Below are 22,597 nucleotides of genomic sequence, written 5' to 3' on the forward strand. Positions count from 1 at the left end.
GCCTACAGCCCACCGGTCGAGTTCGAGGAAAATTTCCCGCCACCAGGGCCGGGCGGCCGCCCGGCCCTGGTGGCCTGACCAATCCGGAACAATTTAACAAGCGTCTCAACTTCGGGGGGCGGTCCACCACGCCGAAAACCGTTCCATAGCGTTCCAAATGTTCCATTTCAGGGGCGAACCCTTCCTTAACCCACACAGACGCAAAGAAACTCAATCTTTAACAAAACAAACTGATCACTCCAAAATAATGATGGCGTCGCCTCGGGTGCCTAGCTATCGTGACGTCTGAAATTGCGAATCCTGTCGCCCTAATACGGTTTTCTATACCTAATGGTTATATCCAAAGGGGTAGAATATCCCAAGGGTGACAGGCGTTGCTTTAGTGAGGCATGATGAGTGACTTGAAGGCCCTGTCGCCGAGCGAACTCGATCTGGCGACGCTGATCGTGAACACCCTCACCCTGGAAGCCGACCCGGAGGACATCGATCCGGACGCACCCCTCTATGGCGAAGGGCTGGGCCTCGATTCCATCGACATCCTTGAGGTGGCGCTCGCCGTCTCCAAGACATACGGGGTGAAGCTGCGGGCCGACGACGAGAACAACACGAAGATCTTCAGCTCTCTGCGCACTCTGAACAGCCACATCCAACAGCTCAAAGCCGCCTGATGCCGTTCGCCGCCTGCACCAGGGGTGGAGTCGCGGTGGGTGCCGGCCTGTCGCTCGTCGCGCTGTATCCCTTGCTGGTCCATGGCGCCATCGTCGCCGACCTCGACGCCGATACGGCACTGCTCCTGGCGCTGTTGCAGGCGGGGGTGACCGGGCTGGTGATCGGCCGGGCGGCGCCCCGCTTCCGCTGGGTGGCTCTGGGCGGCGCCATCGCCCTGTTCGGCCTGTCCTGGCGCTCCGCCCGCGACGGGCTGCTGGTGGCCTCGGCAATCAGCCACGCCGCCATCTATGTCGGCCTGCTCGTCCTGTTCGGCCGCACCCTGCTGGCCGGGCGCGAGCCGCTGATCACCTGGATCGCGCGGCGAATCCGCGGCAGCCTGACCGACGAGATGCTGGTCTATACCCGCCGCGTCACCATTGCCTGGTGCCTGTTCTTCGCCGGCCAGCTGGCGATGTCGGCCCTGCTGTTCTGCGTCGCGCCGCCGGCCGTCTGGTCTTTCTTCATCAATGTCCTCGACCTGCCGCTGGTCGCCGCGATGTTCCTGACGGAATACGCCTACCGCCTGCGCAAGTTCTGGAACCACTCCCACGGCTCCATCGCCGACGTCGTCCGCGTCTTTTCGGAGCGGCCAAATCCATGATGGTTTCGCAATGACGATGCTGTCCACCACTCGCCTGCCGCTGCTGCGCCATGGCAGCCCCGACGACCTGTTCGCCTGGCATGACGGCAAGCCGGTGACGGTGCGAAGCTACCTCGCCGCCGTGCGCGATCTGGCCCGCCGCCTGCCGGACGGGGCCTATCTGCTGAACCTGTGCGGCGACCGGCTGGGCTTCGCCGTCGCCCTCGGTGCCGCCCTGCTGCGCCGGCAGATCAGCCTGCATCCCCCCAACGACGCGCCGGCGACGCTGCGCCAGCTCGACGAAAGCTATCCCGGCCTGATCTGCCTGACCGATGCCGGGGCGCACTATCCCGGCATGACCTGCGTCGCAGCACTTCCGACCGACGGCCTCGACAGCCTGACCGGCTCGCCCTTCGATGCCGACCTCGCCTTCCCGGCCGATCAGGTGGCCGCCATCGCCTTCACCTCCGGCTCCACCGGCCGGCCGATGCCGCAGGTGAAAAGCTGGGGCACCCTGGTCCGCAGCGTCCATGGCGCCGGCACCGCCCTCGGGATCGCCGGTCTCGGCTCTGCCGGCCATTCCACCTGTGGGCTGGTGGGTACCGTGCCGCACCAGCACATGTACGGCCTGGAATCGGTCATCCTGCTGGCGCTTCAGCATGGTCTGGTCCTGCACGGCAGCCGTCCGCTCTTCCCCGCCGACATCGCCGCCTGCCTCGCCGATTTGCCCGGCCGCCGTATGCTGGTGACCACGCCGGTGCATCTCCAGGCCCTGCTGGCCGACGGCACCGCCCTGCCGCCGTTGGACTTCATCCTGTGCGCGACCGCCCCGCTCGCCCCGCAGCTCGCCATCGACGCGGAGGCGAAGCTGGGCGCCCCGCTGCACGAGATCTACGGCTGTTCGGAAACCGGGCAGCTCGCCGTCCGCCGCACCAGCGCCACGGCGGAGTGGCTGTGCATCGACGGCATCCGCCTGCGCCAGGACGAGCAGGGCACCTGGGCATCCGGCGACTTCCTCGACGGCGAGACCCTGCTGGCCGACGTGATCGAGCTGAAGAGCGACACCCGCTTCATCCTGCACGGGCGCTCCGCCGATCAGGTCAACATCGCCGGCAAGCGCAGCTCGCTTGCTTTCCTGAACCACCATCTGAATTCGGTGGAGGGGGTGAAGGACGGCGTCGTCTTCATGCCGCAGGAGGGGGAGAGCGGAACCACCCGCCTCGCCGCCCTGGTGGTGGCACCCGGCCTGACCGCCGAGACGCTGCTGGCCCGCCTGCGCGAGCGGATCGACCCGATCTTCCTGCCGCGTCCCCTGCGCTTCGTCGAAGCGCTGCCGCGCAACCCGACCGGCAAGCTGCCGCGCGAGGCTCTGCTGCGGATGCTCGACAACAGCCAGCGCGACTAGGTGCCGCCGCCGTGCCGAACCAGACCGACATCCAGTTCTCCGTCGACCATCCCACCGCCGCCGGTCATTTCCCCGGCAACCCGATCATTCCGGGTGCGGTCCTGCTCGACACCGCCCTCACCGCCATCGCCGCGGCGGAAGGGTCGGCCTCCGGCCCCTGCCACCTGCGCTCCGCCAAGTTCCTGCACCCGGTCCGCCCCGGCGACCGCATGCGGGTCGAATGGCAGGCCACCCCGGCCGGCGGCATCGCCTTCACCGGCAGCGTGGCGGGCCGTCCGGTGATGACCGGCGCCCTCATGGCCGGCCCCTTCATGGCCGGCAGCGTGATCCCATGAAGCTTCCCCTGCGCGCCAAACGGACGGCCGACGCCACGGCCTCCTCTCCCATCGCTCCGCCGCCACCGCGGCGCCGCCGCCGGGAGTGGATGAACCGGCCGGAGCGCAGCACGACCGCCGCCATCAAATTCATCGTCTGGGTCGCCCTGCGACTCGGCCGGCGGGCGGCGCGGCTGCTGCTCTATCCGATCTGCCTCTATTTCGTCCTGTTCTCGCGCAAGCCGCGCCGGGCATCGGCACTGTTCCTGTCAAAGGCGCTGGGCCGCCCGCCGGGTTTCGGCGACCTGTTCCGCCACTATCACGTCTTCGCCGCCTGCCTGCTCGACCGCGTCTTCTTCCTGAACGACCAGTCCGACGATTTCGACGTCCGCGTCCATGGCGAGGACATCGTCATCGATCTGATGCAGCGCGGGGAAGGCTGCCTGCTGATCGGCGCCCATATGGGCAGTTTCGAGGCGATCCGCATGCTGGGCCACCGCCAGCACGACCTGCGCGTCAGTCTGGTGATGTATGAGGAGAACGCCCGCAAGATCAACTCGGTCCTCAACGCCATCAACCCGCTGCTGTCGATGGAGGTGATCGCGCTGGGCCGCCCGGATTCGATGCTGCGGGTGCGCGAAAGGCTGGACCAGGGCCATTTCGTCGGCATGCTCGCCGACCGCACCCTGGATGGCGAGGAGGAGGTCCGCCTGCCCTTCCTCGGCCAGCCAGCCGGCTTCGCGCTCGGCCCCTTCCAACTGGCGGCGATGCTGAAACGGCCGGTGGTGCTGATGGTCGGCATCTACCAGGGCGGCCGTCGCTACGATGTCCATTTCGAGCGCATCGCCGACTTCTCCGACCTGAAGAAGCATGACTGGCCTGTTCAGGAGCGGTCGGGCCTCGTGCGCTGGGCGGCCGGGCGCTTCGCCGACCGGCTGGAGCATTACGCCCTGTCCTCCCCCTACAACTGGTTCAATTTCTATGATTTCTGGAAATAGACCGGCCCGCCGCCCGATCCTGGCGGCTCTGGCGACCCTCCTGCTGGCCGGCGCCGCCACGCCGTCGCCGGCGGCCGAGCCCTGGGGCCTGGAGGATCTGTTCGCCCGCCTCAGGCAGGTCGGCAGTTCCAGCGCCCGCTTTACGGAAACCCGCGAGGTCGGCCTCCTGACAGCACCGCTGGAGAGCCGCGGCACGCTGACCTACCGCCGCCCCGACTTTCTGGAAAAGCGCACCCTGCAACCGCAAGCCGAAAGCCTGCGGCTGGATGGCGACCGCCTGACGCTGACCCAGGCCGACGGTGCCTCGCGCACGCTGTCGGTCTCATCGATGCCGGAAATCCAGACCTATGTGGAGAGCATCCGCTCCACCCTGCGCGGCGACGTGCCGACCGTCATGCGCTTCTACGAGGTGGTTCTGGAAGGCACGTTGCAGGATTGGCGCATGCAGCTGACGCCGCGGGCGGAGGAGGCGCGCAGGGTTGTCCAGCGCATCGACATCGCCGGCCGCGACGCCAGCATCCGCCGGATCGAGCTTCTCCAGGCCGACGGCGACCGTTCCATCATGACCATCCAACCGGACCCGGCATGACCGCTGCGGCGAGACGGGGCGGTTGGAGTATCGCGTTGTGGCTGGCCGGGCTGATCGTCTGCGGCCTGCTGGTGGCGCGCACCTCCGTCACCGCCGACCTCTCCGCCTTCCTGCCCCGCTCGCCCTCCGCCACCCAGCAACTCCTGGTCGACCAGCTGCGCGACGGCGTCGTCTCGCGCCTGATCCTGGTTGCCATCGAGGGCGACGCACCGGATCGCCTGACCGGCCTCAGCCGTGCGCTCGCCGCCCGGCTGCGCGGCAATCCGCTGGTCGCCGCGGTCGAGAATGGCGAGCGGACGGGGCGCAGCGCCGATGGTGCCTATCTCTGGACCAACCGCTATCTGCTGAGCCCCGGCGTCACCCCCGACCGCTTCACGGTGGAGGGGCTGCACGCCGCCTTGCAGAACGACCTGCGCCTTCTCCAATCGCCGGCCGGCATGGCCCTGAAGCAGGCCCTGCCCGCCGACCCCACCGCCGAGATCCTGCGCCTGACTGACCGGATGCTGGGCGACACCGCCGGCCCAGCCAGCCGCGACGGCGTATGGGTCTCGGCCGATGGGGCGCGGGCGCTGCTGCTGGTCCAGACCGCTGCCCCGGGTTTCGACATGGACGCCCAGCAGAAGACGTTGGATTTGATTCGGGGCGCCTTCGACGAGGCGCACGGAACGGCCGGACCCGCAAGGCTGGTGATGACCGGACCGGCGGTCTTCTCGGTCCAGACCCGCGACCGCATCGAGGCCGATGCCACCCGGTCCTCCATCGTCGCCACCGTTCTGGTGGCCGGCATTCTGCTGCTGGTCTATCGCTCCTTGCGCGTGCTCGCCCTGTCGCTGCTGCCGGCGGCGACCGGAACGCTGGCCGGCATCGCCGCGGTCGGGCTGGGTTTCGGGACGGTGCATGGCATCACGCTGGGCTTCGGCGTCACCCTGCTGGGCGAGAGCGTCGATTACGCCATCTACCTGTTCACCCAGACGCAGCCGGGAAGCCCGGCGCACCGTACCCTTCGGCGCATCTGGCCGACCGTGCTGCTGGGCATGGCGACCTCGGTCGTCGGGTTCGGCACGATGCTGTTCTCCAGCTTCAGCGGTTTGGCGCAGTTGGGCCTGTTTTCCATCACCGGGCTGGTCGTGGCACTGGCCGTCACCCGCTGGGTGCTGCCGTCCCTGCTGCCGGACGGCTATGCGACCGAACGCCCGGCGCGGCTGGCGCCGGTGCTGACCGCATTGACCCGCGGCGCCCCCACCCTGCGCCTGCCGCTGGCCGCCGCGACGTTGCTGTCCCTGGCATGGCTGGCCTATCAGGGCTCGGCCATCTGGTCGGCAGAGCTGTCCAGCCTCAGCCCGGTGACGGAGGCCGATCAGCGGCTGGACGAGGCGCTGCGCCGCGACCTCGGCGCCCCAGACGCCGGCCATCTGCTGGTGACCGGCGCCGCCACGGTGGAGGAGGCGCTCGCCGCCGTCGAACGGCTGGCCGTGCCGCTGGAGGCACTGACCCGCGACCGCCTGATTGCCGGCTACGAGTCCCCCGCGCACACCCTGCCGAGCCAGGCAGCCCAACGTGCCCGGCAGGCCGCCTTGCCGCCACCCGACCGGTTGCGCGCGTCGCTGACCGAGGCACTGCAAGGACTGCCCTTCCGCCCTGATGCCTTCGCCCCGTTCCTGGCCGATGCCGAGAAGGCCCGGACCATGCCGCTGCTGACCCCGGCCAGCCTGGACGGCACCAGCCTGAAGCTGAAGTTCGAGTCACTGTTGGTTCGCAGCGGCACCGGCTGGACCGCCATGCTGCCCCTGCGCGGCGTGACCGACCCGCGGGCGCTAGCCGCCCGGCTGTCCGGCGACCCGGCGGCACAAGGCGCCACCCTGCTGAACCTGAAGGAGGAGTCCGACAGCCTCTATCGCACCTACCGGCAGGAGGCGCTGACGCTCGCCCTGTTGGGAGCCGCCGCCATCACGCTGCTGCTCGCCCTGGCCCTGCGGTCGGTCCGCTCCCTGATCGCGGCGGTGATGCCGCTGGCGGCTGCGGTGGTCATCACCATGGCGCTGGTGACCGCCCTGGGCCAGACGCTGACGATCTTCCATTTGGTGGGGCTGCTGCTGGTGGTCGGTGTCGGCTCCAACTATTCCCTGCTGTTCGAGCGGCCGGAGCCGTCGTCTGCCTTGCGCGAGCGCACCGTAGCCTCCGTCGCCATCGCCAATCTCTGCACGGTCATCGGTTTCGGCACGCTGGCCTTTTCCAGCATCCCGGTTCTGCATGGCATCGGCATGACGGTGGCCATCGGCGCCTTCCTCTGCCTTGCCTTCGCAGCGGTTCTGGACCGGCAGCAGCCCGCCGAACCGGAGGGGGCCAGCCATGGCTGAGTCTCGGCGCTGGACCCCGCCGCCAGCGCTGCGCGCATCGGCCGCCCTGCATCTCGCCGCTGCGGCCGGGGTTGCGGTGGTGCCCGCGGCTTGGCCCTGGGCGCTGGCTGCGCTGGTGGGAAACCATGCTCTGCTCGGCGCCATCGGGCTTTGGCCGCGCAGCAGCCTGCTCGGCCCCAACCTGCGCCGCCTGCCGGCGGAGAACGCCCGGCTCGGGCAGGTCGGGCTCTGCTTCGACGACGGCCCCGATCCGATGGTGACGCCCGCCGTTCTCGATCATCTAGACCGCGCGAAGGCCAAGGCGAGCTTCTTCTGCATCGCCGAGCGTGCCGCCCGCCATCCCGGCCTGATCGAGGCCATCGTCCGCCGCGGCCATACGGTGGAGAACCACAGCTGGCACCATTCCCACCGCTTCGCCGCCATGGGCATCGGCGCCATCCGCCGCGAGGTGGGAGAGGCGCAACGGATCCTGACCGGTCTCACCGGCCGGCCGCCGCGCTTCTTCAAGCCGCCGGCCGGCCTGCGCAATCCCCTGCTCGACCCCGTACTCGCCAGCCTTGGCCTGCGTCTGGCGACCTGGACCCGCCGCGGCTACGACGCGGTTCGGCGCGATCCTTTGGCGGTGGAGCGGCGCTTGACCCACGGTCTCGCCGCCGGTGACCTGCTGATGCTCCATGACGGCTCCGCCGCCCGCGATGGCGATGGGCGGCCCGTGGTGCTGACCGTGCTGCCGCGCCTGCTCGACACCCTGGCCGTCCGCGGGTTGACGGCGGTTTCGCTGGAGGTGGTGGCCGATGACTGACGCCGACTTCCGCGAACTGGTCGACGCCGCCGCCCATCCCTATCGACCCTGCGGCCGTCATGCCTGGCATTTCGCCAAGGGCAAGCTGGCCAGAGACCCCGTCTTCCGTCACCTGTTGAGTCACCCGCTGCTGCCCGCCCGTGGGCGTCTGCTCGACCTCGGCTGCGGCCAGGGGGTGCTGACGGCCTTGCTGCGCGCCGCCACCGACCGGCATGCTCGCGGCGGGTGGCCGGCGGGGTGGCCCGCTCCACCGTCCGCCCTCGCCACCAAGGGCATCGAACTGGCGCCCAAACGGGTGCGGATCGCCAAGGCGGCGTTGGGGGACGACGCCGTCACCCAAGGCGACATCCGCGACACCGACCTGCCCCGCTGCGATGCCATCGTCATCCTGGACGTGCTGCTCTACCTCCATCGCGACGAACAGGCGGCAGTGCTGGCCCGGTGCGCCGAGGCGCTGAACCCGGACGGCGTTCTGGTCCTGCGGGAGGCCGACGCCCACGGCGGACTGCCGTTCCAGATCACCCGCTGGGCCGAACAGATCGCCTGCGCGGCACGGGGTCGCTGGCGCCAGTCGCTGACCTACCGCCCGGCGGTGGAGTGGTCGGACCTGCTGAACAGCTTTGGATTCGCAACCGAGGCTCTGCCGATGAGCCAGGGCACACCTTTTGCCAACACCTTGTTCATAGCCCGGCAAAGCAAATCCTCAGTCCAAATTTGCCCTTTCTTACGTGATTCTGCCAGTGTTAGCATTCCATCGACAATGAAACCGCAACCGACCACCGATACCGTCCAAAATTCATAAGAAGTCCATCGTGCATCCACTTTTCCTAAGCCATATGAGCATCGTCAGCAGCCTTGGCGCTGGCCAGGATGCAACCCTGGATGCTCTGCTCACCGGTCGGGGTGGCCTGAAACCTTGCAGGTTCGAGACGGCTACACTGGACACGCACATCGGCGAGGTGGCCGGCGTGGAAGACACCCGCATTCCGGACGAGCTCGCCGATTTCGACTGCCGCAACAACCGGCTGGCCGAGATGGCTCTGCATACGGACGGTTTCGCCGCGGCGGTCGCCGACGCCCGCGAGCGCTATGGCGCCGACCGGATCGGCGTCTTCCTGGGCACCAGCACCTCTGGCATCCTGTCGGCTGAACTGGCCTTCCGGGAGCGCAATCCGCAGACCGGAGCCCTTCCCGCTGCCTTCAGCTTTGCCACCACCCACAGCACCGGCTCGCTCGCCGATTTCGTCCGCCATCGCCTGGGGCTGACGGGGCCTGCCTTCGTCGTTTCCTCCGCCTGCGCCACCACCTCGAAGGTTTTCGCCAACGCTGCCCGCATGATCGCCGCCGGCCTGTGCGATGCGGCAGTGGTCGGCGGAGCCGACAGCCTGTGCCTGACGACGCTCTACGGCTTTCACTCGCTGGAGCTGGTTTCCCCCACCCCCTGCCGGCCGTTCGATGCGGACCGCTGCGGTGTCTCGCTGGGCGAGGCCGCCGGCTTCGCCCTGCTGGAACGTGCCGCTGCCAAACCCGCCCCCGGCACCATCCACCTGCTGGGCGCCGGTGAAAGCAACGACGCGCACCACATGTCGACCCCTCATCCGGAAGGGCTGGGCGCCCGGTTGGCGATGGAGCGGGCGCTTGCCAGCGCCGGCCTGCGCCCGGCTGACATCGACTATGTCAACCTGCACGGCACCGCCACCACCTATGGCGACGCGGCGGAAGACCAGGCGATTACCGGTCTGCTCGGCACCCGCATCCCGGTCAGCTCGACCAAGGGCTACACCGGCCACACGCTGGGGGCCGCCGGCATCGTCGAGGCGATCGTCAGCGTGCTGGCGCTCCGCACCGGATTGCTCCCCGGCAGCCCGCAGACCCTCACTCTCGACCCTGCCCTGCGCAGCCGCTATCTGCAGGCCAATGAAAAAGGCCGACTGGACCGCGTGATGACCAACTCCTTCGGCTTCGGCGGCAGCAACAGCAGCCTGATCTTCGGGTGGGCGGCCTGATGCGCGCCTATGTCGAGGGGATCGGCCTGCTCGGTCCGGGACTTCCGGGCTGGGAGCAGTCGCGTGCGGTCCTGACGGGCGAGGCTGCCTATGTGGCTTCGCCTGCCGTGCTGACCGCCAGCCCGCTCCTACCGCCCGCCGAACGGCGCCGCAGCGTGCCGACGGTGAAGCTCGCCATGGCGGTGGGAGCCGAGGCGCTGGCGCAGGCCGGACGCGATGCAGCCACCGTCGCCACCGTTTTCACCTCCTCCAGCGGCGATCCCGACACGCTGCACCAGATCCTGGACTCCCTGGCGTCGGAGGAGCGCAACATCTCGCCGACGCGCTTCCACAACTCCGTCCACAATGCACCGGCCGGCTACTGGAGCATCGCCACGCGCTGCCGCGAGCCCTCCACCAGCCTGTCCGCCCATGACGAGAGTTTCCAGACCGGCCTGCTGGAAGCGGCGGCGGAAGTTTCGAGCGATGGATGGACCGTCACGCTGATCGCCTACGATCTCCCCTATCCAGAGCCGCTGAGCAAGGTCCGTCCCATCGCCGGGGCCTTCGGCATGGCTCTGGTCCTGACGCCGCGACCGACCGGACGCTGCCTCGCCAGCCTGGACATCGAGCTGTCGCGCGGGAACGAGCCGGTCAGCCGCTTGGTCGACACCGGCCTGGAGGCACTGCGCACAGGCAACCCGACAGCCCGATCCCTGCCGCTGCTGGCCGCCCTTGCACGGGTCGGTGCAGGCGGCGCGCCGGAATCGGTCGTGCTCGACCTGCCGCCGGGCGGACGGGTGGCGATCCGGGTGGGCGCGCCATGCCGATGACGCGCGATGAGCTTGCCGCCCTGATCCCGCATGCCGGGACCATGTGCCTGCTTGATAGCGTGCTGTCCTGGGACCGCAGCCGCATCCGCTGCATCGCCCGCAGCCACCGTGCCGCGGACAACCCGCTGCGCCACGCCGGGCGGCTCGCCGCGCTGTGCGGAGTCGAATACGCGTCCCAGGCAATGGCGGTGCATGGCGGGCTGACCGCCGACGGCGGGCGCCCCGCCGCGGGCTATCTCGCCAGCCTGCGCGACCTGTCCTGTCAGGTCGCGCGGCTTGACGACATCGCGGAGGATCTGGTCATCGACGCCGAGAACCTGACCGGGGCGGGCAGCCGCGTGATCTACGCCTTCTCCATCGCCGCCGGCGACCGCGAGTTGCTGAGCGGCCGGGCGGCTGTGGTGATCGACGCCGGCGTCACGGATTTAGGGGCGGCATGAAACGCGCACTCGTCACGGGCGGCAGTGGGGCACTGGGCGCCGCGATCTGCAAGGCGCTGGCCGCCGACGGCAATCATGTGCTGGTCCATGCCAATGGCTCCCCAACCCGCGCCGAAGCGCTGGCAGCTGAGATCGCCGCGTCCGGCGGATCGGCGGAAGCGGTGGCCTTCGACGTGACCGACGCCCAAGCGACCGCCGAGGCGCTGGACCGGGTTCTGGAATCGGGACCTGTCCAGATCCTGGTCAACAATGCCGGCATTCACGACGACGCGGTGATGCCGGCGATGCGGCGGGAACAGTGGGGCCGCGTCATCGACGTGTCGCTGAATGGCTTCTTCAACGTGACGCAGCCGCTGCTGATGCCGATGATCGGCACGCGCTGGGGCCGGATCGTCACGGTGTCGTCGGTGGCGGCCATCGCCGGCAACCGCGGCCAGACCAACTATGCCGCCGCCAAGGCCGGGCTGCATGGCGCGACCAAGTCGCTGGCGCTGGAACTGGCGCCGCGCGGCATCACCGTCAACGCGGTGGCGCCGGGCATCATCGCCTCGCCCATGGCCGACGCCGCCTTCGACGCCGACATGGTCAAGCGGATGGTGCCGATGAAGCGCGCCGGCCGGCCGGAGGAGGTGGCGGATCTCGTCGCCTTCCTGGCCTCCGACCGCGCCGCCTACATCTCCGGCCAGATCGTGTCGATCAACGGAGGAATGATCTGATCGGCCGGGACCGCACCCGCCGAACCGTCAGCATCGGCAGCCGGCCGATGAATCCCAGCATCAGCCGCGTGTGCATCCAGGTCAGCAGGGCATTGTCGCGGACATAATTGAAGTGGGAAACGCCGCCCTCCTCCGCCTTGAAATAGCGGACGGGAGCCGGGACGTTGATGGTCGGCAGGCCGGCCCAGCACAACCGCACGGCCGCCTCCGGATCGAAGTCGAAGCGCCGCATCCACGGATTGCGCCGCATCACCATGCGCAGAGGCTTGATCGGGTAAACACGGAAGCCGAACAGGGAGTCACCGATCCCGCCCCACAGAGTCTCCAGATTGGCCCACCAGTTGGAAATCTTGCGACCGCCGACGCGCAGCCGCGGCGCTCCGGCATCGAACACCGGCCGGCCCAGCACCAGCGCATCGGGGTTGGCCATCGACACGCCCTGGAACTGCGGGATCCGGTCGGCCGGATGCTGGCCGTCGGCATCCATGGTCAAGGCATGGGTGAAGCCGCAGCGCTCCGCCTCCTCCAGCCCATGCAGAATGGCGGCCCCCTTGCCGCGGTTGACCGGCAGTTCCAGCACGCGCAGATGCGGATCGTCCGCCGCCATCGCCCGCAATTTTTCGCCGGTGCTGTCAGTGCTGCCGTCGACGACGACCCAGACCGGCGCCCAATGCGCGCGGGCCGCCCGCACCGTCTCGAACAGCTTCGGCCCGGTGTTGTAGCTGGGGATCAGGACAAGATGGCTGGTGGAGGCGTCGGTGATCAAAGCTCTGCCCTGTAGTGGCGTTCCACATCCCCGACCAGTTCGCGCACATCGGTCGGTGGATCGAAGCGGCGGCCGAGGCGGACGGTGTAGACCAGCGGGAACTCCGGCTTGCGGAACAACGGCCAGCCCTTGCCGAGGAAGTTGGTGTTGGCCTCGATGAACACGGTCTGCACCGGCACGCCCGCCGTTTTGGCGATCAACGCGAAGCCGCCCTTCAGCGGGTTGACCGGCGCCCGCTCCGTCCGGGTCCCTTCAGGGAAGATCAGCAGTTGGCGGCCGGCCCGGACCCGCTGCGCCGCCATCTTGACCAGCGAGTTCGGCGCGTCATTGCGGATATAGCCCGCCATCCGCGCCCCTCCGCCGAAGAGGAGGTTGTCGTAAACCGGGGCCTTTGCAATGCAGACGAGGTCCGGTACCCGCGAGATCAGCAGCACGGCATCCAGAATCGACGGATGGTTCGGGCAGATCAGCAGGCCGCCGTCATCCTTCAGCGAATCCAGCGCCGACAGGTCGGTCCTCAGCACCCCGCAGGCCCGCAGCGTGTCGAGATAGAGGCTGAATCCCGTCCTGATCGCCTGCCGACCGAGCGGCCCGGCGATCCGCCGCGGCAGAAGCGGGTTGATCAGCGCCGCCGTCAGGCTCCAGGCCAGCGACATCAGGCCGAACAGGAACAGCAGGCCGTAGAACAGGGGATAGTCCCAGGCCCGCCGGACCGCGCCGAGAATGCCTAGACCGCGTCGCCCACGGGGGTGCGCACGTTCTGCCGCCGTTTCCGCCATGCCATGTAGTTCCTTTTCAAGTCCAGCAGGGCGTTCATGTAGTAGATCGCCTTGAATATCTTCAGCCGGGCCTTGATCGGCGACGGGCGGAAGACGTCGCCGGCCAGAAGCGACAGCAATGCCTCCTCCACCCGGAAGACATTGCGTGGTCCCATGAACAGGTTGCGCAGGGCCGGCGTCGTCACGCGGTAGATGTACCAGGAGAAGGTGCCGATGCCCTGACGGACGGTCTGCTCGAAACGCTTCAGCACCTGTTCCTGGCGGGCCGGTTCGCGCAGGCAGGCGTCGACCGCTTCGGCCCCTTCGAAGGCGCTGGTCATCGCCAGATAGACGCCAGTGGAGAAGACCGGATCGATGAAGGCGAAGGCGTCGCCCAGCATGACATAGCCGGGGCCCGACATGCGGTCGGCCTGATAGGAGAAGTTGCCGGTCCCCGTCACCGGTCCGGTCAGCTCCGCCCCCTCCAGCCGCTCCGCCAGCGCCGGGCACAGGGCGATGGTGTCGAGGAAGAAGCGGGTCTGGTCGGTCTTACGCGTCTTGAAGTAATAGGGCCAGCAGACTGCCCCGACACTTGTGGTGCCGTCCGCAAGCGGGATGAACCAGAACCAGCCATGGTCGAACCAGAAGACGGTGATGTTGCCTTCGGCCTTGCCCGGCAGCCGCTTGGCGCCGGTGAAATGGCCGAACATCGCCGCACTGTTGTGCTTGACGTTGCGCCGCTTGATGCCAAAGCGGGACGCCAGCAGCGTGTCGCGGCCCGACGCATCGACCAGAAAGCGCGTGCGCAGGGTGCGGGTCGTGCCGTCCTCCTGCCGGGCGGTGACGGTGCTGCCGTCCGTACCCCGGATGTCGACATCCGTCACCTTGCAGCCTTCGATGACCGTCGCCCCCTTCGCGGCGGCATTGCGGATCAGGATATGGTCGAATTCCGACCGCCGGACCTGGAAGGCATAGGGCTTGGTCTTGTCCCAGGCATTGGCAAAGTCGAAGGTGACGGCCTTGCCGTGATAGGGCGAAACGAACTCCGCCCCATATTTCAGCATGCCGATCCGCTCCACCTCTTCCAGCACACCCAGCCGCTCCAGCAGAGGCAGGTTGCAGGGAAGCAGGGATTCGCCGATGTGGAACCGCGGGTGATGGTCCTTTTCCAGCAGAACCACCCGATGGCCCTTCCCGGCCAGCAGAGCCGCGGCAGAGGAGCCGGCCGGTCCGCCACCCACCACCAGGACATCGCAATCGTAATCGGAACCGTTTGACACCATGGGCTTTGCCGCTCTCCCGCTTGTCCCGCTTTGGGCTGTTCGAGGTGGATACCCGTTTCTGGCTCGGTCACCGGTAACTCTCGTCAAAATTTACCGCAGCCCATCCCGCGCAATCCAGGGACAAAACCCTGACACTGCCCTTTATCCGGGGACTAACCAAAAGGATATATCCGCTCGACTCTGATATTAGCGCTTCCTGTTCTCAACATTCCGGCAAGCAATGTTTCAGATTGATTTCGAAGCCACTGCACGCCGCGGTCCAATCCGACCGATGCACTTGAGCCAGCGCAACCGTCTTGATTGGTTACCCATTTGGTGACATGGAAACCCACTTGCCTGCCGGGTTCCGCACCCACAAGATGCCGACGACCTGAAACCGACCAACTCAACCGGGGATGCTTTACAAGCGAACCGTCAACCTGTCGGTCGGGGCCGGCGACTTCACCGTCTCGCTCTACCGGTCGGACAGCCGGACCAGCGCGGTGAGCGACATTTTCGACTGATCCTCTCGACTGATCCCAATGCCCATTGGCCCGCTCCCTTTCGAAGGAGACAACGCCGTGCCGACCGAATCCACGCCCCGCGTCGGCACCGCCGTCGAACCGCATCCCGTTCTGGACGCCTATTACGGCGACAGAACGCAACGGCAGCGCTTCGTCCGTGGGCTGTTCAACCGCACTGCCCACCATTACGACCGTATCAACGCCATCTTTGCGCTCGGGTCCGGCTCCTGGTACCGGTCGCAATGCCTGCGGCGGGCGGGGTTGCAGCCGGGCATGCGGGTGCTGGACGTTGCCATCGGCACCGGTCTCGTGGCACGGGAAGCAGTATCGCTCTGCGGCAATCCCGGCGATGTGATCGGTTTGGATCTCAGTGAAGCGATGCTGGCGGAGGCACGGCGTAGCCTTCCCATCCCGCTGATCCAGGGCGTGGCCGACGCCCTGCCGCTGGCCGACGCCAGTGTGGACCTCGTCACCATCGGCTATGCGCTGCGCCATGTCGGCGACCTGACCGCCACCTTCCGCGAGTTCCGCCGCGTGTTGCGTCCGGGCGGGACCGTGCTGGTGATGGAGATCGGCCGGCCGCGCCGCCCGGTCACCCGGCACCTGATGAACGCCTATCTCGGCATGGTGGTGCCGGCAGTCTCGCGCCTCAGCGGTGGCGGCGAGAGCGGACGGACGCTGATGCGCTATTATTGGGAGACGATCGACCGCTGCGTGGAACCGGAGGTCATCACAGCCGCGATGGCGGCGGCCGGGCTGGCGCAGGTACGCTGCGACACCGATTACGACCTGTTCAAGAACTATACCGGAAAACGCCAAGCCGAAGTCACGGCTTCAGGGGCTGAGTGAAGGGCTGACGGGCAGCGATCCGTCTGTTGTTACTACCCCTCTTAGGGGTTCTTCACCCGCCTTTGCCGATGCCTTCATCGGGTTATCGCACTCATATTTGTCCCTACAGGGCAACAACCAAAACAGATTCGGTGAGGAAAGACATGCTGGGTAAAACGACTTGGGCGGCATTGTCGGTGGCGGCTTTGCTGGTCGGCTGCGCCGGGCAGCAGCAGGGTGCTGCCACCGGCGACGGGACAGGCGCCACCGCCTCGGCCGCACCGTCGACGCCGGGGGGAAGAATGGTGAAGTCACGCGACGGGCGCTATGAGGGCGAGGTGATCGGCACCCCCGCCCCCGGCAGCCGTTTCGCCAAATTGCAGATCGGCATGACGATGGAGGAGGTCTCCACCCTGATCGGCGCGCCCGACAACATGATACGGCACGAGACCGGCAAGCGCTGGATCCCGTTCTATTTCGGCAACGACGCCCAGCGGCTTCAGGTCATCTACCGCAACGAAGGCTGTCTCACCTACACCGGCGGCAACGTCTTCGGCGGCGGCGGGTCGGAACTGATCCGCATCACCGTCGCGCCGAAGGGTGGTTGCCTGGACACGTAAAGCCGCAGACTGGCCAAAGCCGGGGCGTCACTGCTTGCCCGACCCCGGCTCAGCCATCTTGCGGTGCTGGCGGGCCAGGACGCTGGAGGGGGTGACGGTCGCCATCGTCGTCTGAAGCTTGTTCTTCCAACCGGCAACCACGTCGCCCTCGCCATTCATCATCGCGTCGAAACCGACCTTGGCGACCATCGCCGGGTCGTCCTTCTTCCCCTGCCCGACCTGGGTGTCCAGCATGTCGGCGCGCTCGAAGAAGTGGGTGTCGGTCGGGCCGGGCATCAGGCAGGTGACGGTGACGCCGCTGTCCTTCAGCTCGTCGCGCAACGCGAAGGAGAAGGAATCGATGAAGGCCTTGGTTCCGTTATAGACCGCCTGGAAGCTGCCGGGCATGAAACCGGCGATGGATCCGGTGATCAGGATGCGCCCCTTTCCGCGGCTGCGCATGTCGCGCCCGACCTTCTGGATCAGATAGAGCGTGCCGGTGATGTTGGTGTCGATGACGTGGCGGGCCTCGGCAAAGTCCTGATCGAGGAAGCCATGGCCCAGCCCATGCCCGGCGTTGGCAAGCAGCGCATCGACAGCCCGGCCCTTCAACGCGGCATGGAGGCGGTCCACGCCGTCAAGCGTCGCAAGGTCGGCCTGGACCGTCTCGACCGCGGCGCCCAGCTTGCGCAGCTCTCCAGCAGCCTGCTCGATTGCCGGATCGTCGGCTGCGATGACAAGGTCGAATCCATTGTTGGCGCATTGTTTGGCGAGTTCGAAGCCGATACCGCTGGAGGCTCCGGTCACGATGGCGAGTTGCGTGTTGGCGGCGCGAGCCATAGGGCTGCCCTTTCGATTGAGGGTGCTGCTGAGGGGTCCGCCCCGATCAACCGCCCCTTCAAAAAGGAGGTTCCTATTCCGTCCGACTCCTGCCTATCGGTGCAGGGGATGTAAGGGCCGTCCGCCTTGGCCGCAGAGCGCCGACAAAAAAGGTGCGGCTCTTTGAAAGCCGCGCCCAGTTCAAAGCCATACCCGACCCTGCCCGCTCAGGCATCGATCAGCAGGCGGTTCTTCTCCATCGTCAGCTGCTCCGTCTTTGCGGTGGCGATCACCGCCTTCTGGAGCTTCTCGAAGGCACGCACTTCCAACTGCCGCACGCGCTCGCGCGAGACGTGGAAGGTCTGGCTCAGCTCCTCCAGCGTCAGCGGCTCGTCGCGCAGACGGCGGGCGATCAGGATCTTGCGCTCGCGGTCGTCCAGCACGCCCAGCCCGAGCTTCAGGAACTGCTGACGCCGGCGGCGCTCCTCGGAATCGGCCAGGGTCGCCTCCTGGTCCGGACGGTCGTCGGCGAGCAGGTCCTGCCACTCGGCATCGCCATCTTCCGACAGGCCAACGTTCAGCGAGCGGTCGTTGCCCAGGCGGCGGTTCATCTCCACCACCTCGGCCTTCGACACGTTCAGCTCGGTGGAAATGCTCTCCACCGCTTCCGGCGACAGATCGCCGCTCTCCAACTCCTGCATCCGTGCCTTCAGGCGGCGCAGGCTGAAGAACAGCTTCTTCTGTCCGGCGGTGGTGCCGATCTTCACCAGCGACCAGTTGTGCAGGACATACTCCTGGATAGCGGCACGCACCCACCAGGAGGCGTAGGTGGCAAAGCGGAACCCCTTGCCGGGATCGAACTTCTGCGCCGCCTGCATCACGCCGACATTGCCCTCCGCCACCAGATCGGCCAGCGGCAGGCCATAGCCGAGATAGCCGCGCGCCATCTTGACGACGAGCCGCAGATGGCTGCCGACCAGCATGTCGAGTGCCGCCGGGTCCTGACGGTCGTACCAGCGGACCGCCAGATCATGTTCCTGTTCAGGCGTCAGATACTGATACTTGCGGGCATCCTGCAGATAGAGCTGCATCGGCTCGGCGGAGCGGGGTTCGGCAGGACGGGTTTGGGCGGCAGGGGTGGTTTGGGCGGTGGTTTGGGTCGTGCGGGTTTCAGCGTTTCGCTGCATGGTGTCTCTTTTTCTCCCATCCGACGGGAGCGGCGCCGCGGGCAAAGGCTCCGGCGTTGTTCGGGTCGGTCCTGTTGAAAGGTCGATTTTTGGTTCGTTGCGTTACCGGCATTCGACGCTGCCGGACGGCGTGCACCGGGTCTCGGTGCTGGAACGGTCGGAGAAGGGGTCCTCTCCAGCCCCGAGGGCGGCGCCGCGACCGGGGAAGGAGGTCGCAGCAGCCAGCACGCCACAAGGGCTGGAGAGGAGCGGCAGGGCCACGCGATCAGCGCGACCGAACCGGGGGAAACTTAAGGATCATCGGGGCGAAAGCCATTCTGTCGGAGCCGGCGCCATCAGCGGCGCAACAGACTCTATATAGGAATTTTCGCAACGCATAAAAGGGGCGCCCAGGCGAATTTTCCTGGCACCCCAACTGAAGCTTGGTTCCCGCGTCTGTCTTGGCGGAACGCTTTCGGAAATGGGACACGTCACCGCCGCTTTCAACCCCCTGCCGCAAAATCGATAATCTTTCGAATTTAGATGGACCTTAATAAGACGGTCAAATGATCGTCGGTCAAATTATACAAAGAAAAATCCAAATTGAGATTTCATTAGAAAGTCTAAACACTGCCTTCCAATGATCATGCCGTGTTATTTTTAGGTTGTCACTTGCAGTCTTACCTCTTCTGCGCTTACCGTCGGCCTGTTTCCAGCATCCACCGACCCGAGGCTAGAGCCGACATGCTTGAAGACATCGTGATCGACACCCCTGTCGACCGGCCGCACACGTCCGGCCAGACGTCTGAACGGATTTCCGGCCATGCGCCGTCCCAGCCTCTGCGCGTCGCGGTGCTGTGGAAGACGCCGAATCTCGGCCTCTATTCGAACGCCCCCTTCGACGACCTGTACAACGGGATCGGGCACAACAACGGCAACCTCGCCTTCGTGCATTCGATCTGCAGCCACATCACCAACCCGGTTAAGCATTTCAGCTGGGGCTCGTCGGCGGAGACGCTGCGGAACAACGCCGACATCATCGTCATCCCCTGTGCCAACCAGTTGGGCCGCCACACCGATTACGGCCAGATGGCGGAGAATCTGGAGAAATCCGGTCTTCCCGTCGTCGCCATCGGCCTCGGTGCCCAGGCGAACAGCTACGAGCACGACATCGAACTCAGCCCCGGCACGCTGCGCTGGGCGCAGGTGATCGCGGCTTCCAACCCGTCCTCCACGACCTCGCCCAACATCTACACCCGCGGAGCCTACACCACCGCACAGCTGGACAAGCTGGGCATCGCCGGTTCGCTGCCCGGCGGCTGCCCGTCGCATTTCCTCAACCAGGCGCCGGGGCTGGGCAGGAAGATCCATGCGAACTGGTCGGCGCTCGATCTGCCGCGCTCGATCACCGTGGCCGGCGGCCATCAGGCCTGGGTGAAGACGCGGGAAATCGAACATCAATTGATCGCCCTGATGATGGACCCCATCGCCCCCGGCCAGTACATCGTCCAGTCGATGGGCGAGATGATCCGTGCCTCGCGCGGGCTGTTCGACAGCATCGACCCGCACGCGCTGAAGGAAATCCATCGCCACACCGTGCCGCATTACTCCTTCGAGGAGTTCAAGGCCTGGTGCCGAAACTATATGCGCTCCTACTATGACGTGCCGGCCTGGATGGACAATCTGCGCCAGCAGGATCTGACCATCGGCTGCCGCTATCACGGCGTCGCCCTGGCGATCCAGGCGGAACGGATGGGCCTGACGGTCACCATCGATTCACGCACGCGCGAGCTTTGCGAGAACACCGGCGTGCCCTATGTCGACGCTGCCGACCTGACGATGCCGCTGACCCGCAGCCGCCTGAAATCGCTGATCAATTTCGATCCGGATGCCTATGACCGCCACCGTGCCGGGTCGGCCGCCCGTTACCTGGACTTCCTGGTGGCCAACCGGCTGCAACCGGCGCCCTTCCTGAAGTCCATCGCGAACGGCAAGTGAGGGCCGCCATGCTCCGCCGGACCGCAGCGCTGGCGCTCACGCTGAGCATGGCCGCCGCACAAGCCCACGCGTTGACGATCAGGAAGACGGGGGAGCCGGAAACGGTCACCTCCTGGCAACGCGACGCCTGCGCCGAAAGCGACGCGCCGGACACCCCGGCGCGCGCCTTCCGGGATGCCGGCGGCACGGTGCACCTGATCGCCTCCCATTCCACCGCGCGGGCGCTGACCGGCCCGTCGCTGGATGCCGTGCGGCCGAACTGCGCGGTGATCTTCCAGGGTCACGGGCAGGACGATCCGCGCCTGCATGACGACCGCAGCTGGATTTCGTCTTTTTACACGCCGGACGGTAGCACGGTCTTCGCCCTGGTCAGCAACGAGTTCCATGCGCAGAAGCGGCGGGCGCTCTGCCCGTCCGGCGAGTACATGCGCTGCTGGCGCAACAGCATCACCGCGGCGGTCTCCAGCGACGGCGGGGCCAGCTTCCGGCTGAGCGCCGCCCCGCCCAACCACACCGTCGCGACGCTGCCCTATCCCTACAGCGGCGACGTCGGCCAGCGCACCGGCTATTTCGCGCCCAGCAACATTGTCCGCAACGGCGACCACTGGTACGCCTTCCTGTGGGCCGAGCGGTTCGGCGCGCAACAGCGCGGCGCCTGCCTGATGCGCACCGACAACCTCGCCGATCCGCAGGGCTGGCGTGGGTGGGACGGCAAATCCTATTCCGTCCGCTTCGTGCGTGACGGCCAGAGCGGCGACGCGCCGGAGAACCATGTCTGCGCCCCGATCGCTCCCGGCGTGTTGCAGGGCACCGTGCGCAGCATCGTCCGCCACCGCGCCGGCGGCCTGTTCATCGCCACCGTGGCGATGACCCGTGACGGCCGCACCGGCATCTGGACCACCACCTCCCCCGATCTGGTCAATTGGTCGAAACCGGAGCTTATGTGGGCCGCCCCCCTGCTGTTCCGTTACGGCTGCAGCGATGCGGCAGCCTTCGACTACCCTGCCCTGCTCGATCCGGATAGCCAGAGCCGCAATTTCGAGGATGTCGGCAAGACCGCCTACGTCTACATGACGCGATTGAACCTCGACAAATGCAGGATCACCTGGAACCGCGACCTTGTCCGCATGCGGGTGGAGATCGACGGCGGATAAGTTCGGGAACGATGGAGAGGCGAAGATCAGGATTTCCGGCACCACGGCGGCGGCGATAGCCTCTCCGTGATCCAGTCGGCAAAGGCCCGGGTTTTGCCGGCAATGAAACGGCCGGACGGGCGGACCAGATGGATGGACGTCTCTCCAACGACATCGACAACGGCATCGCCCCTGGCACTGCCTTCCAAGGTCCAATCCGGCAACACGGGGACCAACCGCCCGTCGGCCAGTTCCCGCCCTGCCAGCCACTCCGAGCACATGATCAGCCCTTTCCCGGCCACGGCGGCGTGGAGCAGACTTTCGGCATTGTCGGTCAGCAATGGGCCGGACACCCGCACACGGGCCCGCTCGCGCCCACGGGCGAAACGCCATTCTGATGGCGAGGCGAAAAGCGCGAACAGCAGCGCGTCATGGCCGGCCAGATCGGCCGGCTCCTTTGGAACTCCGCGTGACGCGAGGTAGGAAGGCGCGGCGCAGATCAGCCGCCGGTCAACCACCAGCCTGCGCGCAACCAGTGAACTGTCGGGCAGCCGGCCGATGCGGATGGCAAGGTCGAACCCCTCCCCCACCAGATCGACGAAACGGTCGCTGTAGAAGGCCTCGATCCGTACGCGCGGGAACGTGGTGAGGAAATCGAGCAGGAGCGGCGCCACCCACAGCCGTCCGAACGCTTCCGGCAACGACAAGCGCAGCGTGCCCTGCGGGACGGCGCCGGCATCGGCGGCCTCCCGCTCGGCATCGGCCAGCAGGGTCAAGGCCGCGCGAGCACGGTCGGCGAAACGGCGCCCGGCCTCCGTCACCGTCACCCGCCGCGTCGTCCGCTCCAGCAGCCGTACCCCCAGCCGCCGCTCCAGGGATGAGACCCGGCGCGACAGCACCGAAGCGTCGCGGTTCAACACCCGCGCCGCCGGGGCGAAGCCGCCGGTGTCTAGAACCGCCAGGAAAGCGGCGACCTCCTCCAACCCCTGATCGCTCAATTCGTGCATCATGTGCAGC

General features: G+C 67.1%; 23 protein-coding genes. 17 read left to right on the forward strand and 6 right to left on the reverse strand.

The annotated features are described in order from the left end of the window. Positions 1-392 precede the first annotated feature (392 nt). The 13 genes from GBZ48_RS32185 to fabG are packed head-to-tail and all read left to right on the forward strand — an operon-like array spanning position 393 to position 11,727. Entirely contained in the window at positions 393-668 is a 276-nt protein-coding gene (locus GBZ48_RS32185; protein WP_174474742.1) for a phosphopantetheine-binding protein, read from the forward strand. Then, on the forward strand, positions 668-1,309 hold the full coding sequence (locus tag GBZ48_RS32190) for a COG4648 family protein (protein WP_174474743.1): 642 nt from the start codon (positions 668-670) through the stop codon (positions 1,307-1,309). The genes GBZ48_RS32185 and GBZ48_RS32190 overlap by 1 nt, the downstream gene beginning before the upstream one ends. A 10-nt stretch (positions 1,310-1,319) precedes the next feature. Then, entirely contained in the window at positions 1,320-2,693 is a 1,374-nt protein-coding gene (locus GBZ48_RS32195) for an AMP-binding protein (RefSeq protein ID WP_209798259.1), read from the forward strand. 11 nt (positions 2,694-2,704) lie between these two features. After that, a complete protein-coding gene (locus tag GBZ48_RS32200) occupies positions 2,705-3,028 on the forward strand; it encodes an ApeI family dehydratase (protein ID WP_174474744.1) in 324 nt (107 codons plus the stop codon). Next, positions 3,025-4,005 carry a lysophospholipid acyltransferase family protein gene (locus tag GBZ48_RS32205; RefSeq protein WP_174474745.1) on the forward strand — a complete coding sequence of 327 codons (981 nt, stop codon included), beginning with the start codon at positions 3,025-3,027 and terminating at the stop codon, positions 4,003-4,005. Before GBZ48_RS32200 ends, GBZ48_RS32205 begins: the two co-directional genes overlap by 4 nt. Then, the gene (locus GBZ48_RS32210) at positions 3,989-4,594 is read left to right on the forward strand and encodes a LolA-related protein (protein ID WP_174474746.1); all 606 of its coding nucleotides are present in this window, start codon (positions 3,989-3,991) and stop codon (positions 4,592-4,594) included. The genes GBZ48_RS32205 and GBZ48_RS32210 overlap by 17 nt, the downstream gene beginning before the upstream one ends. Further along, positions 4,591-6,951, forward strand: coding sequence for an MMPL family transporter (locus GBZ48_RS32215; RefSeq protein ID WP_174474747.1), 2,361 nt, complete (start codon positions 4,591-4,593; stop codon positions 6,949-6,951). Before GBZ48_RS32210 ends, GBZ48_RS32215 begins: the two co-directional genes overlap by 4 nt. Next, positions 6,944-7,753 carry a polysaccharide deacetylase family protein gene (locus GBZ48_RS32220; RefSeq protein ID WP_174474748.1) on the forward strand — a complete coding sequence of 270 codons (810 nt, stop codon included), beginning with the start codon at positions 6,944-6,946 and terminating at the stop codon, positions 7,751-7,753. Before GBZ48_RS32215 ends, GBZ48_RS32220 begins: the two co-directional genes overlap by 8 nt. Beyond that, positions 7,746-8,555, forward strand: a complete 810-nt coding sequence (locus tag GBZ48_RS32225) for a class I SAM-dependent DNA methyltransferase (protein WP_174474749.1) — start codon at positions 7,746-7,748, stop codon at positions 8,553-8,555. Before GBZ48_RS32220 ends, GBZ48_RS32225 begins: the two co-directional genes overlap by 8 nt. A 10-nt stretch (positions 8,556-8,565) precedes the next feature. Next, complete coding sequence (locus GBZ48_RS32230) at positions 8,566-9,759, forward strand: beta-ketoacyl-ACP synthase (RefSeq protein ID WP_174474750.1); 1,194 nt, start codon at positions 8,566-8,568, stop codon at positions 9,757-9,759. After that, on the forward strand, positions 9,759-10,571 hold the full coding sequence (locus GBZ48_RS32235; protein ID WP_174474751.1) for a beta-ketoacyl synthase chain length factor: 813 nt from the start codon (positions 9,759-9,761) through the stop codon (positions 10,569-10,571). The genes GBZ48_RS32230 and GBZ48_RS32235 overlap by 1 nt, the downstream gene beginning before the upstream one ends. Next, positions 10,562-11,011, forward strand: a complete 450-nt coding sequence (locus GBZ48_RS32240) for a hotdog family protein (RefSeq protein ID WP_174474752.1) — start codon at positions 10,562-10,564, stop codon at positions 11,009-11,011. The genes GBZ48_RS32235 and GBZ48_RS32240 overlap by 10 nt, the downstream gene beginning before the upstream one ends. After that, the gene (gene fabG / locus GBZ48_RS32245; protein WP_174474753.1) at positions 11,008-11,727 is read left to right on the forward strand and encodes a 3-oxoacyl-ACP reductase FabG; all 720 of its coding nucleotides are present in this window, start codon (positions 11,008-11,010) and stop codon (positions 11,725-11,727) included. Before GBZ48_RS32240 ends, fabG begins: the two co-directional genes overlap by 4 nt. On the opposite strand, the gene GBZ48_RS32250 is transcribed toward fabG, so the two are convergent. The 3 genes from GBZ48_RS32250 to GBZ48_RS32260 are packed head-to-tail and all read right to left on the reverse strand — an operon-like array spanning position 11,708 to position 14,534. Continuing rightward, the gene (locus GBZ48_RS32250; RefSeq protein WP_211105966.1) at positions 11,708-12,493 is read right to left on the reverse strand and encodes a glycosyltransferase family 2 protein; all 786 of its coding nucleotides are present in this window, start codon (positions 12,491-12,493) and stop codon (positions 11,708-11,710) included. The genes fabG and GBZ48_RS32250 overlap by 20 nt on opposite strands. After that, the gene (locus tag GBZ48_RS32255) at positions 12,490-13,272 is read right to left on the reverse strand and encodes a lysophospholipid acyltransferase family protein (RefSeq protein WP_174474754.1); all 783 of its coding nucleotides are present in this window, start codon (positions 13,270-13,272) and stop codon (positions 12,490-12,492) included. Before GBZ48_RS32255 ends, GBZ48_RS32250 begins: the two co-directional genes overlap by 4 nt. Further along, positions 13,221-14,534 (reverse strand): NAD(P)/FAD-dependent oxidoreductase, encoded by a 1,314-nt coding sequence (locus tag GBZ48_RS32260; protein WP_174474755.1) that lies wholly within the window; start codon positions 14,532-14,534, stop codon positions 13,221-13,223. Before GBZ48_RS32260 ends, GBZ48_RS32255 begins: the two co-directional genes overlap by 52 nt. A gap of 560 nt (positions 14,535-15,094) precedes the next feature. Between GBZ48_RS32260 and GBZ48_RS32265 the strand changes: the two genes are divergently transcribed. Together GBZ48_RS32265 and GBZ48_RS32270 are read left to right on the forward strand one after the other, a co-directional pair. Continuing rightward, positions 15,095-15,886, forward strand: coding sequence for a class I SAM-dependent methyltransferase (locus tag GBZ48_RS32265; protein ID WP_343049758.1), 792 nt, complete (start codon positions 15,095-15,097; stop codon positions 15,884-15,886). A 143-nt stretch (positions 15,887-16,029) separates the two neighbouring features. Then, positions 16,030-16,485 (forward strand): hypothetical protein, encoded by a 456-nt coding sequence (locus GBZ48_RS32270; protein ID WP_174474757.1) that lies wholly within the window; start codon positions 16,030-16,032, stop codon positions 16,483-16,485. Between the two features lie 27 nt (positions 16,486-16,512). On the opposite strand, the gene GBZ48_RS32275 is transcribed toward GBZ48_RS32270, so the two are convergent. Beyond that, complete coding sequence (locus GBZ48_RS32275; RefSeq protein WP_174474758.1) at positions 16,513-17,304, reverse strand: SDR family NAD(P)-dependent oxidoreductase; 792 nt, start codon at positions 17,302-17,304, stop codon at positions 16,513-16,515. Between the two features lie 206 nt (positions 17,305-17,510). Continuing rightward, positions 17,511-18,470 (reverse strand): RNA polymerase factor sigma-32, encoded by a 960-nt coding sequence (locus GBZ48_RS32280; protein ID WP_174474759.1) that lies wholly within the window; start codon positions 18,468-18,470, stop codon positions 17,511-17,513. A 723-nt stretch (positions 18,471-19,193) separates the two neighbouring features. Here GBZ48_RS32280 and GBZ48_RS32285 point away from each other — a divergent pair. Together GBZ48_RS32285 and GBZ48_RS32290 are read left to right on the forward strand one after the other, a co-directional pair. Continuing rightward, positions 19,194-20,447 carry a polysaccharide pyruvyl transferase family protein gene (locus GBZ48_RS32285; protein ID WP_174474760.1) on the forward strand — a complete coding sequence of 418 codons (1,254 nt, stop codon included), beginning with the start codon at positions 19,194-19,196 and terminating at the stop codon, positions 20,445-20,447. Positions 20,448-20,455: 8 nt separating this feature from the next. After that, positions 20,456-21,601, forward strand: a complete 1,146-nt coding sequence (locus GBZ48_RS32290; protein ID WP_174474761.1) for a hypothetical protein — start codon at positions 20,456-20,458, stop codon at positions 21,599-21,601. 26 nt (positions 21,602-21,627) lie between these two features. On the opposite strand, the gene GBZ48_RS32295 is transcribed toward GBZ48_RS32290, so the two are convergent. Further along, the gene (locus GBZ48_RS32295; RefSeq protein WP_209798258.1) at positions 21,628-22,590 is read right to left on the reverse strand and encodes a LysR family transcriptional regulator; all 963 of its coding nucleotides are present in this window, start codon (positions 22,588-22,590) and stop codon (positions 21,628-21,630) included. Positions 22,591-22,597 lie beyond the last annotated feature (7 nt).

This window comes from Azospirillum melinis (genome assembly GCF_013340935.1).
Classification (GTDB): Bacteria; Pseudomonadota; Alphaproteobacteria; order Azospirillales; family Azospirillaceae; genus Azospirillum; species Azospirillum melinis.